Source organism: Streptomyces sp. NPDC001750, assembly GCF_042892615.1.
In the GTDB taxonomy this organism is placed as follows: Bacteria; Actinomycetota; Actinomycetes; order Streptomycetales; family Streptomycetaceae; genus Streptomyces.
In genome coordinates, this window is record NZ_JBIAUE010000009.1 from 73,909 (window position 1) to 88,283 (window position 14,375).

Annotated in this window: 11 protein-coding genes and 1 tRNA gene; 3 read left to right on the plus strand and 9 right to left on the minus strand. The window is 71.2% G+C overall.

Annotated features, from left to right (window positions below):
- The first annotated feature begins 312 nt into the window (after positions 1-312).
- Positions 313-1,152 carry a hypothetical protein gene (locus ACFYY6_RS16455; protein WP_388650318.1) on the plus strand — a complete coding sequence of 280 codons (840 nt, stop codon included), beginning with the start codon at positions 313-315 and terminating at the stop codon, positions 1,150-1,152.
- Positions 1,153-1,278: 126 nt separating this feature from the next.
- Here the strand turns inward: ACFYY6_RS16455 and ACFYY6_RS16460 are convergent, their stop codons facing one another.
- The 7 genes from ACFYY6_RS16460 to ACFYY6_RS16490 form a co-directional block, all read right to left on the minus strand.
- Positions 1,279-1,596, minus strand: coding sequence for a hypothetical protein (locus tag ACFYY6_RS16460; RefSeq protein WP_351517210.1), 318 nt, complete (start codon positions 1,594-1,596; stop codon positions 1,279-1,281).
- 286 nt (positions 1,597-1,882) lie between these two features.
- The gene (locus tag ACFYY6_RS16465; RefSeq protein WP_351517209.1) at positions 1,883-2,770 is read right to left on the minus strand and encodes a Bax inhibitor-1/YccA family protein; all 888 of its coding nucleotides are present in this window, start codon (positions 2,768-2,770) and stop codon (positions 1,883-1,885) included.
- Between the two features lie 150 nt (positions 2,771-2,920).
- Entirely contained in the window at positions 2,921-3,268 is a 348-nt protein-coding gene (locus tag ACFYY6_RS16470) for a metalloregulator ArsR/SmtB family transcription factor (RefSeq protein ID WP_073790138.1), read from the minus strand.
- 249 nt (positions 3,269-3,517) lie between these two features.
- Positions 3,518-3,958, minus strand: coding sequence for an ATP-binding protein (locus tag ACFYY6_RS16475; protein ID WP_389193685.1), 441 nt, complete (start codon positions 3,956-3,958; stop codon positions 3,518-3,520).
- Positions 3,955-5,628, minus strand: coding sequence for a SulP family inorganic anion transporter (locus ACFYY6_RS16480; protein WP_389193921.1), 1,674 nt, complete (start codon positions 5,626-5,628; stop codon positions 3,955-3,957). The genes ACFYY6_RS16475 and ACFYY6_RS16480 overlap by 4 nt, the downstream gene beginning before the upstream one ends.
- Before the next feature lie 77 nt (positions 5,629-5,705).
- On the minus strand, positions 5,706-6,047 hold the full coding sequence (locus ACFYY6_RS16485) for a transcriptional regulator (RefSeq protein ID WP_386606903.1): 342 nt from the start codon (positions 6,045-6,047) through the stop codon (positions 5,706-5,708).
- A gap of 675 nt (positions 6,048-6,722) precedes the next feature.
- Positions 6,723-6,808 (minus strand) — tRNA-Leu (locus ACFYY6_RS16490).
- A gap of 719 nt (positions 6,809-7,527) precedes the next feature.
- Here ACFYY6_RS16490 and ACFYY6_RS16495 point away from each other — a divergent pair.
- Entirely contained in the window at positions 7,528-8,298 is a 771-nt protein-coding gene (locus ACFYY6_RS16495) for an ABC transporter ATP-binding protein (RefSeq protein ID WP_351517204.1), read from the plus strand.
- Between the two features lie 154 nt (positions 8,299-8,452).
- Positions 8,453-10,981: an FtsX-like permease family protein gene (locus ACFYY6_RS16500; protein ID WP_351624167.1), complete on the plus strand. Its 2,529-nt coding sequence runs from the start codon at positions 8,453-8,455 to the stop codon at positions 10,979-10,981.
- Positions 10,982-11,156: 175 nt separating this feature from the next.
- On the opposite strand, the gene ACFYY6_RS16505 is transcribed toward ACFYY6_RS16500, so the two are convergent.
- Positions 11,157-12,461: a class I SAM-dependent methyltransferase gene (locus ACFYY6_RS16505; RefSeq protein ID WP_389193688.1), complete on the minus strand. Its 1,305-nt coding sequence runs from the start codon at positions 12,459-12,461 to the stop codon at positions 11,157-11,159.
- A 383-nt stretch (positions 12,462-12,844) separates the two neighbouring features.
- Positions 12,845-14,230: an NAD(P)/FAD-dependent oxidoreductase gene (locus ACFYY6_RS16510; protein ID WP_351517199.1), complete on the minus strand. Its 1,386-nt coding sequence runs from the start codon at positions 14,228-14,230 to the stop codon at positions 12,845-12,847.
- Positions 14,231-14,375: the final 145 nt, after the last annotated feature.

Below are 14,375 nucleotides of genomic sequence, written 5' to 3' on the forward strand. Positions count from 1 at the left end.
AACACAAGCGGATGAGCTGAGCTGGAACGGGACTCGGACCAAGGGCGAAAACGGAGCGCCGACACGGGTGCGCATGGGCCCGCCTCGGCAGGGCCTCCAAGAATGGCCGGTTTCCGAGCCCCAGCCGTGACCGAATCTCCCCCAGGATGTGACCTACGTCCCGGGGGAGAGCCATTCTCGCAGGTCGCACCGGTGTGACCTTAAACGCCGGGCCGAAAGACCTGTCCGATTCGTGACGTAATGCACTGACACCAGGCGCGGGCACAGGACAAGCTGAGGTAGGAAGTCGGGGAATCCATCGGAACCGGGAGTATGTCAGTGAGCGCCATGTCTCTTGCCTTGTTGCTGACGACCGCCGCCGCCACGGCTGTGGGCGCCGCTGCTCTGTACGCCGCTCACGGGCTGCGCAAGCAGATCACCGCCCTCCGTACAGAGCTGGCCACGACCCGCGCCGACGGCGCCGCGGTACCCCCTCAGATACGCGCGGCGGTCGCCGAGGCGCTCGCCGAGGAACGGGAGCGTGAGCTGGCCGAGGCACGCGCCTTCTGGGCCTCCCAGGAAGCGCGGGACGCCGCCGACGCCCCGTCACTGCTGGGTGGGCTGTCCGGGATCGGCGAGGAGACGTCGCTGTACATGCCGCGCCAGGCGGACTTCGCGGGCCTGGAGGCGATGGACTTCGACTCCGCCGAGGCGTTCGAGGAGCTGCCGGAACTGGCCGAGGTGGCCGAACTCGCAGAGGTGGCCGAGGTGGCGGAGACCACGGAGTTCGCCGAGGATTCCCCCGAGCTGGCCGCGGCCCGCCGCCGTCACCCCTCGCACCCCGACTTCGTACCGGTGCGGACCCCGGTGGGAGCCGACCACGAGCGCACCGTGAACCGCCTCGAACAGCTCGCCGACAGCCGTACGGAACTCGCCGATGTGCGTCCCGGCCCGCTCGGCACCCTCGACGTGTACGTCTTCGCCGACGGCACCACGCTCTGCATGACGCCCGGTCACCGGGAGACGGCCGAGCGCCTGGCCGCGTCGCTGCTCGCCGGTGAACGCCCGGTGCTGCTGGGTGGTTCCGGTGTCTCCGGCGCGTACGCCCTGACCTTCTCGTGCGGCGAGGAGAACGTCTACATGCTGGCCGATCGCGTCATCGCCTCGTTCTAGCCGGACCACTGCCCCGCCGGACCACCGGACCGCCCGACCAACGACCTCCGGCCCCAGCCCTCCGCCCCGGCCTTCCGGCCCAGGCCGTCGCCTCTGCGGCCGCCCGGGCCACGCGGACCCGCCGCGCTACGCGAACGCCCGCTCGGCCGCCTCCTCGACGAATCGCACGGCCTCGTCCAGCTCGGTCGACGAGGCCGTTTCCAATGCCGCCGCCAGGTCGTGCCCCGCCACGGCGAGTTGGTCACCGACGGCGAAGATCCCGGCGTCAGGCATGAGCCGCGGCTCCCTGCCCGGTGCCTCGGCGCGCTGGGCCCTCGACGCGAGTTCCCTGGCCGTGGCGAGCCCCTCGGCAGCAGCGCCGCGCTGCAGACGGCTCTGCGGGGCGGCACGGAGTCGGTCGGCGAATCGGTCCACGGCGGTGATCAGCGCAGTCGTATCGAGCACCCCGCGACCCTACGCGCCCTCCCGTTCCGGCTGCCAACACGGACGGCGGAGGAACGAAGACGCGGATACCGGGAAACGAAGACGCGGATACCGGGAAATGGAGGCGCAGGTACCGGGAAACGAAGACGCGGAAAGGAAGAAGCGGATACAGGAACGGAACCGGGAGCAGGGACGCGGTACAGGACAGGGACGCAGGTACGGGAACGGCCCGCAGGCGCGGTGCCTGCGGGCCGTTCCCGTACCCGTCACGGGTCGGTGGGTCTCCGTGCGTCGGTCGTCCCGTGCGTCAGTCGTCGCCGCTGAGGATCGACAGCAGACGCAGCAGCTCCAGGTAGATCCACACCAGGGTCATGGTGAGGCCGAAGGCCGCCAGCCAGGACTCCTCGCGGGGCGCGCCGTAGGCGATGCCGTCCTCGACCTGCTTGAAGTCCAGGGCCAGGAAGCACGCACCGAGGACGACCCCGATGATGCCGAACAGGATGCCGAGGCCACCGGAGCGGAGGCCGAGACCGTCACCGCCGCCGAAGACGGCGAACAGCAGGTTGACCACCATCAGCAGCATGAAGCCCATGGCCGCGGCCATGACGAAGCCGTAGAAGCGGCGGGTGACACGGATCCAGCGCATCTTGTACGCCAGGAGCACACCGGCGAAGACGCACATGGTGCCCAGCACCGCCTGCATCACGACGCCGGGGCTGATGTACGTGCTGACCGCGCTGGAGATCACTCCGAGGAAGACGCCCTCGAAGCCCGCGTACGCCACGATCAGCGCCGGGACCGGCTTGCTCTTGAAGGACTGGATGAGCGAGAGGACGAACGCCACCAGGGCGGCGCCGATCGCGATTCCGTACGACTTGCCGAGGTTGGCCGGATCGACCGGCAGCAGGGCCCAGGCGAGAACGGCACCGAGCACCACGGTGCCCAGCGTGATCGCCGTTCGCGTGACGACGTCGTCGATCGTCATCGCGCCCGAGCGCGCGGGCGCCTGCGGAGCGCCGTACTGGGCGTCCGGCTGGGCGTAGGGGTTGGTGGCGTACGGGTTGGCGGCGGTGCCCTGGGCGTACGGGTCGGCACCCGTGACGGGGGCCCCGGCCTGCGGCGCCGCGTTGAAGCCCGCATATCCGTTGTCGCGGCTGAAGCCCCGTCGCGAGAAGACCGGGTTGCTGCTCCTCATCTCACTCCTCCATGGCCACCCTGCGTGGCCTTCCCACAAGAGTAATGGGTAGGCAAAGGATTCAGACTAGTGCCTGAGGAGGATCTTTACCGAACCGAAGGACGACGCGCAGCTCTTTTCCGCACCGTGTCCAAGGCCGCCGGAACCCGGTCAGTCCTGCGGCCTGTCCGGCTCGGTGGCGCGCAGGTCGGCCAGCAGTTCGGCCTGGCCGGCCAGGACCCCGGACAGAATGGTGCGCGCGACCCGCAGGAGCTCCGCCACCTGGGGGTTGGCCAGGGAGTAGTAGACGCCCGAACCCTCCCGGCGCGCGACGACGAGATTGGCCCGCCGCAACACGGCCAGCTGCTGCGAGAGATGGGCGGGCTCGACGCCGATCCCGGCCAGCATCTCGGACACCGCGTGCTCCCGTTCACTGAGCAGTTCGAGCACCCGGATGCGCACGGGGTGTCCGAGCGTCTTGAAGAACTCGGCCTTCAGTTGGTACAACGGCGCGCTCATCGAACCGGCCTCGTGCCCTCGGCCCCGGCCGTCCGGCCGACCCACCGCGGCCATGTGTGTGCCCTGCATCGCGTCCACTCACAACTCTTCGCCATGGAGTCATCCTCGCGCGTCCACCTGGACGTGCTGACCTCGTGAATTATCGAAACCCGGAACCGGAGGCCCGAAAACGGAACCGGAGCCCCCGAACCGGCGGCCCGGAAGCCCGGAGACCCGGAACATTCTGACGGGCCGCCGCGGGGAGCGGCGTCACGGGGCTCCCACGCCCCGCAGAGGAACGGTGACCCAGACACATTTGCCCTGGCCGTCCGGGTCCTCGCGAACGACCGCGGTGCCCGACAGGCCCCGGGTGAGCTCGCTGACCATGGCCAGCCCGCCGACCGTTCCGACGGCCGGTCCGTGCAGCGCGGGCCGGTACGGGTGGCGGTCGTGCACGCCGAAGGCGAACGTGTCCATTCCGGCCGCGAAGTACACCGTCACCGTCGGGGAGAGCACGGCGGCGTGCCGGACGCTGTTGGTGACCAGTTCGCTGAGGATCAGCAGCACCGGATCGACGCCGGGGTGGCGCGGCCCGACGCCCCACTCGGCCAGCACCTGCTCGGTCGTCTCGCGGGCCGTCCGTACGGCGGCGCCCATGGTGGGCAGGGTCAGGACGTGACGCAGGGGCAGGGCGTCGGGCCGGGCCGTCATGGGGCTTCCTCGGGGACGGCGGCGGGAGCCGGGGCGGTGGGGGCGGCGGCGGGCCGGGCCGGTACGAGACCGGCGTGCTGGAGCCGGGCGCGGGCCGCCACGATGGCCTCAGGGGTGGTGACGTAGTCCCGGCCGTCGGGCCGGAGCAGGTCGAGGGCACCGACGGCGTCGAGCGCGCGCCGCTGCCCCGGACGTATCCCGGAGGCCAGCACGGTGATGCCGCGCCGGTGCAGCTTCTCCACGGCGTCCTTGAGGACCAGTGCGCCGGTGGCGTCCATGGTGGTGATCCGCGACATGCGCAGGATGACGACGCGGACGTCGGCGACCTCGGAGAGTTCGAGGAGGAAGCGGTGTGCACCGGCGAAGAACAGGGGCCCGTCCATCCGGTAGGCGACGATGTGCTCGGTCAGCAGCTCGTGTTCCTCGTCGCTGTGCTCGCCCGGCAGGTCGGGGCGGAAGTCGACCTGGTCCATCCGCGTCTGGCGGGCCACCGCCCGCAGCGCGAGCGCACCGGCCACCACCAGGCCGATGATCACCGCCTGGACGAGGTCCAGGACAAGCGTGGCTGCGGCCGTCAGGCAGAGGACCACGGCGTCGGAACGGGTGGCGCGGGCCATCGCGCGCAGCGAGCCGACCTCGACCATGCGGATCGCGGTGGCCAGCAGCACGCCCGCCAGCGCGGCCAGCGGGATCTTCGAGACGAGCGGTGCCGCCGCGAACACGATGACGGCCAGGACGGCGGCGTGGGTGAGGGCGGCGAGCCGGGAGCCCGCTCCCGTACGGACGTTGACCGCGGTACGGGCGATGGCGGCCGTCGCCGGGACACCGCCGAACAGCGGGGCGGCCAGGTTGGCGACGCCCTGCCCGAAGAGTTCCCGGTCCGGGTCGTGCCGCTGGCCCACGGTCATGCCGTCCGCGACCGTGGCCGACAGCAGCGACTCCAGTGCCGCGAGGGCGGCCACGGCCACGGCTGGCGCGAGCAGCGAACCGAGCGCCGACACGTCCAGGAAGTCCAGGGAGGGGGCGGGCAGCCCGGACGGCAGGTCACCGATCGGCGTCGCCCCGTCCAGGTCGAGCAGCTGGGCGGCCAGCGTCGCGGCGATCACCGCGACGACGGAGAACGGGACGGCGGGCCGCAGGCGCGCGCCGAGCAGCATCACGGCCGCCACGCCGACCGAGAGGGCGACGGCGGTCCAGTTCGGCGCCTTCACGAAATCCTCGACCGCCCGCCAGGCCACCACCAGGACCTTCTCGCCCTCGGGCTTGGCCACGCCGAGCGCGGCGGGCACCTGCTGGAGCCCGATGACGCAGGCGATGCCCAGGGTGAATCCCTCGACCACCGGTGCCGGGACGTACCGCATGTACTGACCGGCCCTGAGCAGGGCCAGGGCCATCAGCAGCACCCCTGCCAGCAGCCCCACGGTCAGCACGCCGCCGGGCCCGTACTGGGCGACGATCGGGACGAGGACGACGGTCATGGCCCCGGTCGGCCCGGACACCTGGAGGTTCGAACCGCCGAACACCGCGGCCAGGGCCCCGGCCACCACCGCGGTGGCGAGCCCCGCCTCGGCGCCGAGTCCGGAGGAGACCCCGAAGCCGAGTGCGAGCGGCAGCGCCACGATGGCGACCGTGAGACCGGCGAGCAGATCGCGGCGCGGGTTGCGGCGCATGGCCACGAGGTCGGCGCGGACGGGCAGCAGCGCGCGTACCCGGCCCAGTGATCGTTCGAGAACCGTGCTGAGTGTGCTCACGACGCGGCGACCTCGGCTTCCCGCGGTTCGGCCGGCGGTTCGCCGCGCCCGGCCGGCGCCCCGGTCGGACTCCGCCGCGCGGCCCGCGTCGGCTCCGCGTCGTCCCTGCCCACGGGTATGTGCACCGCGGTCGCGCCCTCCCGCGTGGACGTCACGGCCCAGGAGCGGCGCGGAACCGTCGGCCGTCGCGACGGCGCCGAGGGGGCCACCCCGATCGCCGCGAGCGGAGCGCGCACCGGCGTCCGGCCGCGCCGCAGCACTTCGAGCGCCCGGATACGTGCCGGATGCCCCGGCATCCGGAAGAACTCGGCTTTCGCCTGGTACAGCGGAACCGGCACGTCCGCGAACCCCCTGTCGAAAACTGTCGGCCGTCGGCCTGCTGCCGGGATGTCGGCCTGTCGGATGTCGGTGTCCCGGCCCGTGCCCCGGGGCGTCCGTCGGTGCGTGGTCCGGGGCGTCGCTCGGCACAGCCGCGCTCACGGGTCGCCTCGCATCCGCGCGGCCACGCGCCGCGATCACTTGCGAATACAATAAAGACAGCATGTAGTGAATTGCATAATTTTGCAATTCACTAATATGGCCACGGTACGGTTCGGCCACCGCGCCGCACACGTCCCGCCGCGCCCTCCGACCGCCGTCGGCGAGCCGGGCGAGGAGCAGGGCCACGTCGCCCTCGTGCCCGGGGCGGCGCCGACAGGTCCCCTTCGGGTTCGGCGGGAACCCGGCCGACCGCGGACCGTCCCTGCACGAGCACGCCGGTGGCCGGCACCTCCCGCATCATCGACACGGCGAACGGACCCCGGAGAGGGCGAGCGGCGACGGCGGAAGAAGACGGCGATTCCGGGGCAGAGGGCGCCGCAGGACTCGGGGACAAGGGGCGGCACAGGACGGAGGAGGAGAGGCCGGAAGCAGCGACCCGAGGCGGTGACGGCGGCGGTGCGACAGGGGCCGGAGACCGAGGCCGTGGGAGACATGCCACCGGGCGATCCGCCTCTCGGCCGCCAAGCGCGAAGTGGTGCCCGGAACCGGACTCGAACCGGTACGCCCCCGAGGGGCAGCGAGGTTTAAGCTCGCCGTGTCTGCATTCCACCATCCGGGCCTGGCGCGCGGCTCCGCGTTGGCACATGACCCTATCCGGGGGCTTCCTCCGATCAGCGGATGAGTGGCGCGATGTTGTCTTATTTTATTGACCGTTTGAGGGTGCGTCAGCACTTCGGGGCATGCATCGTCACATGCCTGGGCGGGGTAGTGGGTACGGCGGACGGCAATCCGGATTGACGTAAAGTCGCCGCACCCGGACGGGCGCTTTCGCCAGGTGCGCGCCAGTGGCCGCCACGGCCGCGCCACCGCACCGGCCGGACGGGCCCTCAGCGCGGGTCGGGACGGACGGGTGGGCGGGGTCCCGTGCCGTGCGTCGCACGGCGAGGCACGGGGCCGCGGCGGGCGAGTCCCGGCCCGGTGAGGGCGTCAGTCTCCGGCCCCTCGGCGTCCCCCGTAAGAGGACCGCCGCCGGGCCGTACCGGCGCCCGGCCCCCGCGTCCACGACACGGAACACGGTGCTCCCGGGGCAGCGGGTTGACGCCCGGGTGCCACCCGGCCCGGCGGACCGTCTCGGGGTCGATGTCATACCGGAGGAGGACATCGCGCTCCGCCGATGCGACTCAAGACGACCCCGGGAACGGGCACGGGGACTGACGAAACGCGGCAGGACGGCGGTGAGGATGAAGAGGTCCGAAAACGATCGGACACCTCGAACGCACCTCAGGCACACGACCCCGGACGAAACCCTCGTCCGGAGCCCCGGATCAGGAGATTCCCGTGACCACCACTTCCACCGCACACCGCGTCACCACGGTGGCTGCCCGCGCCACGGATCTGTCCAAGGTCTACGGCGAGGGCGAGACCAGGGTCACCGCCCTGGACCGGGTCTCCGTCGACTTCCCGCGCGGCGAGTTCACCGCGATCATGGGCCCGTCCGGTTCCGGCAAGTCCACGCTGATGCACTGCGTGGCCGGTCTCGACAGCTTCAGCAGCGGCTCGGTGCGCATCGGGGACACGGAGCTGGGGTCCCTCAAGGACAAGCAGCTCACCCAGCTCCGACGGGACAAGATCGGCTTCATCTTCCAGGCGTTCAACCTGCTGCCGACCCTGACGGCGCTGGAGAACATCACGCTCCCCATGGACATCGCGGGCCGCAAGCCCGACGAGGCGTGGCTGCGCCGGGTCATCGACATGGTCGGGCTCTCCGAGCGGCTGTCCCACCGGCCGACCCAGCTCTCCGGCGGTCAGCAGCAGCGCGTGGCGGTGGCCCGCGCCCTGGCCTCCAAGCCGGAGATCATCTTCGGTGACGAGCCGACCGGGAACCTGGACTCCCGTTCCGGCGCCGAGGTCCTCGGCTTCCTGCGCAACTCGGTGCGCGAGATGGAGCAGACCGTGGTGATGGTGACCCACGACCCGGCGGCGGCCTCCTACGCGGACCGGGTGATCTTCCTCGCGGACGGCCGGATCGTCGACCAGATGATGCACCCCACCGCGGACGGGGTCCTCGACCGGATGAAGGCGTTCGACGGCAAGGGCCGCACCAGCTGAGCCCCGCCCTCCCGCACGCCCGAGTCCCGCTCCTCCCGCACCAGCCCGGAGCCCGCCCCCGCCGCGCGGCCGGATCCCTTCCTTCCGCGCGCCCGGGGCCCGCCCGCGCACGCGCTCTTTGCCGGACCCCCTCCCCTTCCCAGGACTGACAGACATGTTCCGTACTGCCCTGCGCAATGTGCTCGCGCACAAGGCCAGGCTGCTGATGACCGTCCTCGCCGTGATGCTCGGCGTGGCCTTCGTATCCGGCACCCTGGTCTTCACCGACACCCTCGGCAATGCCTTCCGCAACCAGTCGGCGAAGAGCTACGACGACATCGCCGTCGCCGTCACCACCCGGGCCGACCAGCGCGACCCGAAGGCGCCCGGCGGCGTCACCACCGCCGGCCTGGCGAAGATCCAGGGCCTGGACGGCGTCGACACCGCCACCGGCCGCGTCAACGGCTTCGCCGGGGTCGCCGACCCCGACGGCAAGCTGATCGGCAACGGCTGGTCCAACACCGGCGCCAACTTCTTCCCCGGCAAGGACGGCAAGGACGCCGCGTACACCTTCGTCGACGGCAAGGGCCCGGACGGGGCCGACCGGATCGCGCTCGACGAGCAGACCGCGAAGAAGGGCGAGTACCAGGTCGGCGACCGGGTCCGGGTCGCCACCAACGGTCCGGTGAAGGAGTACACCCTCTCCGGTGTCTTCACCACCGAGGACGGCGCCGTCAACGCGGGCGGCAGCCTGGTCCTCTTCGAGACCCCGGTCGCCCAGAAGCTGTACCTGCGGCCCGGCGAGTTCATGAGCGTCGACATCTCCGCCGCGTCCGGCGCCTCCGCCGACAAGCTGCTGGCCGAGGTGAAGCCGCTGCTGCCGAAGGGCGCCGACGCCCGGACCGGCCAGGACCTCGCCGACGAGCAGGCCAAGAACATCGAGGACGGACTGAGCAGCCTCAACACGATGCTGCTCGCCTTCGCCGCGATCGCGCTCTTCGTCGGGATCTTCCTGATCGCCAACACCTTCACCATGCTGGTCGCCCAGCGCACCAAGGAACTGGCCCTGATGCGCGCCGTCGGCGCCTCCCGCCGCCAGGTCAAGCGCTCGGTGCTGCTGGAGGCCGCCGTGGTCGGCGCGCTCGCGTCGGTCATCGGCTTCGTGCTCGGCCTCGGACTCGCCGTCGGCCTGCGCTCCGCGATGAGCCTGACGGGCGGGAAGATCCCGGCCGGACCGCTCGTCGTCTCGCCCACCGCGGTCGTCGCGGCGCTGGCGGTCGGCGTGCTGATCACCGTGCTGGCCGCCTGGCTGCCCGCCCGCCGGGCCGCGAAGATCCCGCCGGTGGCGGCGATGAACAGCGTGCACGCGACCGCGACGGTCAAGTCCCTGGTGCTGCGCAACTCGATCGGCGGCTTCCTCACCGCGCTCGGCGGCGTGGGCATCGTGGCCGGTGCGGCCATGGGCTCGGACGGCCGGACGGCCATCGGGGCCGGCGCGTTCTTCGCGCTGATCGGTGTCATCGTGCTGATCCCGCTGCTGTCGCGGCCGGTCGTCGCGCTGGTCCGCCCGCTGCTGAAGAAGCTGTTCGGGGTCTCCGGCAAGCTGGCCGCGCAGAACGCGGTCCGCAACCCGCGCCGCACCGGCGCCACCGCCTCCGCCCTGGCGATCGGACTCACCCTGGTCACCGGCATCTCGGTCCTCGGCGTCACCCTCGGCCAGGCGGTCGACCGGATGACGACGGACAACGTCAAGGCCGACTACATGGTCTCGATGGCGAACGGGGACACGCTCGACCCGTCGGCGCTCGCCGCCCTGGAGAAGGCGGACGGCGTCGAGGCCATCACGCCGCACCAGTACGCCTGGCCGGAGTTCGGCGGCGAGCACCTGCCGGCTTCCGGGGTCGCCCCCGGCGACGTGTCCGAGCTCTTCGCCATCAAGACGGTCTCCGGCTCGATCGACTCGCTGCGCGACGGCGAGATCGCCGTCGCCGAGAAGGCCGCCAAGTCGAACGGCTGGAAGACCGGAGACACGATCCCGGTCGTGTACGAGGACGACAAGAAGGAGAAGCTGAAGATCGGGGCGGTCTACGAGGGCAACGAGTTCCTCTCCACCGTTCTGATGTCGAAGGACATCCTGAACCGGCACGCCGACCACCCGTACATCCGCGAGGTCTGGCTGAAGATGGACGGCGGCGAGTCCGCCGCCAACGAGAAGGCTGTGATCAAGGCGCTCGGTGACAACCCGGCGATGAGCATCATCGACCGTCAGGGCATCCGGGACATGTTCGGCGGCTTCGTGAACACCGCCCTGAACATCATGTACGGCCTGCTGGCGATGGCCCTGATCATCGCGGTGCTCGGCGTCGTCAACACGCTGGCCATGTCGGTCTTCGAGCGCCAGCAGGAGATCGGGATGCTGCGCGCGATCGGCCTGGACCGGCGCCGGGTGAAGCGCATGATCCGGCTGGAGGCCGTGGTCATCTCGCTCTTCGGAGCGGTGATCGGTGTCGCGCTCGGTACGTTCCTCGGCTGGGCGATCGGGCAGACCCTGAAGTCCTCCGTCCCGGGCTACGCCCTGGTCGTCCCGTGGGACCGGATCGGGATCTTCCTGGTCCTCGCCGGCCTCGTGGGGGTGCTGGCCTCGCTCTGGCCGGCCCGCAGCGCCGCGAAGCTGAACATGCTGACGGCGATCAAGACGGAATAGTCCGGAGCCGAACGGTTCCCGGCCGGACGGCTCCCCACCGAGACGATCAACGGCCGAGGGCCGGTACCCGCAGCCCGGTGCTGCGGGTACCGGCCCTCGGCGCGTTCCGGTCAGGCCTTCGCGCGTCCCGGCCGGCACCTCGGTGCGTCCCGGCGGGACCCTCCTTCGGTCCCGGTCAGGCGGTGGCCGTCTCCGTCCACCGACGGGCCCGCAGCGGCATCCGGGAGGCCCCTCCCTCGGCCGGACGCACCGCGAGGATCTGGTTGACACCGATCCTGTTGTGCTCGAAGGAGAGCGCGGAGGCGGCCATGTAGAGGCGCCAGACCCTGGCTCGCCCGGCCGAGGTCAGCCGGACCGCGCGGTCCCAGTGCTTCTCCAGGTTGGCGACCCAGCCGCGCAGCGTCAGCGCGTAGTGCTCGCGGATCGACTCGACGTCCCGGGCCTCGAAGCCGGCCTCTTCGAGGATGGCCACGGTCCGTCCCACCGGGGCCAGTTCACCGTCCGGGAAGACGTACGCGTCGATGAACTCGTCCACGTGGTACGCGGACTCGTCCTTCTCGGGGCGACGGGCGATCTGGTGGTTGAGCAGCCGGCCGCCGGGCTTGAGGAGTGCGTGGACGTCGTCGGCGTAGTCGCGGAAGCGGACCGCACCGACGTGTTCCGCCATGCCGATGGACGAGACGGCGTCGTACGGGCCGTCCCGGACGTCCCGGTAGTCCTGGACCCGGATCTCGACCCGGTCGGTCAGACCCTCCTCCGCGACGCGCTTCCTGGCGTACGCGGCCTGTTCGGCGGAGAGCGTCACCCCGGTGACCCGGGCACCGTACTCACGGGCCGCGTGGATGGCCATCGAGCCCCAGCCGCAGCCGATGTCGAGGAGGCGGTCGCCCTCCTTCAGCGCGAGCTTGCGGCACACCAGGTCGAGCTTGTCGCGCTGGGCCTCCTCCAGGGTCCCGCCGTCCTCCCAGTAGCCGCAGGAGTAGACCATGGACGGGCCGAGGAACAGTTCGTAGAAGTCGTTGCCGACGTCGTAGTGGTGGCTGATGGCCGCCTTGTCGCGGCGCCTGGTGTGCAGGGTGCCGAAGCGGCTGCGCACCTCCTCGGGCGGCGGCGTCGGCGGGAGTCCGGGGCCGGCGAGGCGCAGCAGCCCCTTCGCGAAGGCTCTCACCCTCGGGTCGCGGACCGGGTGGACGGCGCCCTCGGCCGCCACGTCCCGCTCCCAGATCAGCGAGGCCAGCCGGTCCAGGGCCTCGTACAGGTCGCCCTCGATGTCGATGTCGCCCGCCACCCAGGCGCGGGCCAGGCCCAGTTCGCCCGGCTTCCAGAGCAGCCTGCGCAGTGCGCGCCGGTTGCGGACGGCGAGGACGGGGGCACCGGGCGGTCCGGACTCGCTGCCGTCCCAGGCCCGGATCCGGACCGGCAGCCTCTCCCCCAGAAACTCCTCGACGAGAGCGGTCAGCCGCAACGCGGCGTCAGCCATGGTGCACACCTCCGTTGATGGTGTTCCCAATACGCCCAAACATGCCCAAACATGCCCGACAGGGGTCGGACACGCCTGGAACCACGCCGGGCGCACACGGCGCCGCGGCGAGGTGCATCGCCTTCAACAGTCCGCCGAACGCGCCCCATCCCGCTACAGCGCAACGAAACGGCAAAATACCTGCACGTCACACACATTTGGTGGCGTGCCGCCCGGCCCCACGGCCGGCACGAGCCCGCGCCACCCGCCGCGGAGCGCGTGGAGAGCCTCCCACCCCGGGCACGCCGAAGGGGCCGCCCGCACCACGGATGGCGGGCGGCCCCTTCGGGCGTCGTGCGCGTACTACGGCGTTCTGTGCGGGCGAGTGGACCCGCGACGGGGCGTCAGGAGGCCTTGGCCTTCTCGCCCTCGGGCTTGGCGGCGGCCGGTGCCGGGGCGGGCTTGGCCGCCTCGTAGAACTCCTCGCGCGGCGACTCGATGGCGCCGAGCGAGACGACCTCGCGCTTGAGGAACATGCCGAGGGTCCAGTCGGCGAAGACGCGGATCTTGCGGTTCCAGGTCGGCACCGACATGCCGTGGTAGCCACGGTGCATGTACCAGGCGAGCCGTCCCTTGAGCTTGATCTTGATCTTGCCCAGGTAGATCATCGCGACGCCCTTGTGCAGCCCCAGACCGGCGACGGCACCCTTGTTGGCGTGGCTGTACTCCTTCTGCGGGAAGCCGCGCATCCCGGCGATGACGTTGTCGCCGAGGACCTTGGCCTGACGCAGCGCGTGCTGGGCGTTCGGCGGGCACCAGGCGTTCGGGTTGCCGGCCCGGCGGCCGACCATGTCCGGCACCTGGGCGTTGTCGCCCGCGGCCCAGATGTAGTCGGTGCCCTGCACCTGGAGCTTCTCGGAGGTGTCCACGTGACCACGCGGGCCGAGTGGCAGACCGAACCGGGCGAGCGCCGGGTTCGGCTTCACACCGGCGGTCCACACGATGGTGCCGGAGTCGACCTCCAGGCCGTTCTTCAGCACCACGTGACCGTCGACGCAGGAGTCCATGGAGGTTCCGAGGAAGACCTCGATGCCGCGGGACTCCAGGTGCTCGCGGCCCCAGACACCCAGCTTCGGGCCGACCTCGGGCAGGATCTTGTCGGCGGCGTCGACGAGGATGAAGCGCATGTCCTCGCGCTTCACGTTCGTGTAGTACTTCGCCGCGTCGCGGGCCATGTCCTCGACCTCGCCGATGGTCTCCGCACCGGCGAAACCGCCACCCACGAAGACGAACGTGAGCGCCTTGCGGCGGACGTCCTCATCGGTCGTCGAGTCGGCCTTGTCCAGCTGCTCCAGGACGTGGTTGCGCAGGCCGATGGCCTCCTCGACGCCCTTCATGCCGATGCCCTGCTCGGCGAGGCCGGGGATCGGGAAGGTGCGGGAGACCGCGCCCAGCGCGACGACCAGGTAGTCGAAGGGCAGCTCGTACGCCTCGCCGACGAGCGGCGCGATCGTGGCGACCTTGCGGTCCTGGTCGATGGTGGTGACCCGGCCGGTGAGGACCTCGGCCTTCGGCAGGACGCGCCGCAGCGGGACGACGACGTGCCGGGGCGAGATGCTGCCGGCGGCGGTTTCGGGAAGGAAGGGCTGGTACGTCATGTACGAGCGCGGGTCGACGACCGTGACGGTCGCCTCTCCGTAGCGCATCTTCTTCAGGATGCGTCGAGCTGCGTACAGGCCTACGTACCCACCGCCTACTACGAGGATCCTGGGACGCTCCGTGGTGCTCATGCCATCGAGTATCCACCCCTCTCCGCGGACCCCCTCGTGAGCCCCTTCACAAGGTTGTCTCCACCCTCTGCTACACTGCCCCGCCCACGTGACCGAGGTCATGATCCCAACAGGGAACCAGAGGGCGCGGACGGACGTTGAACAC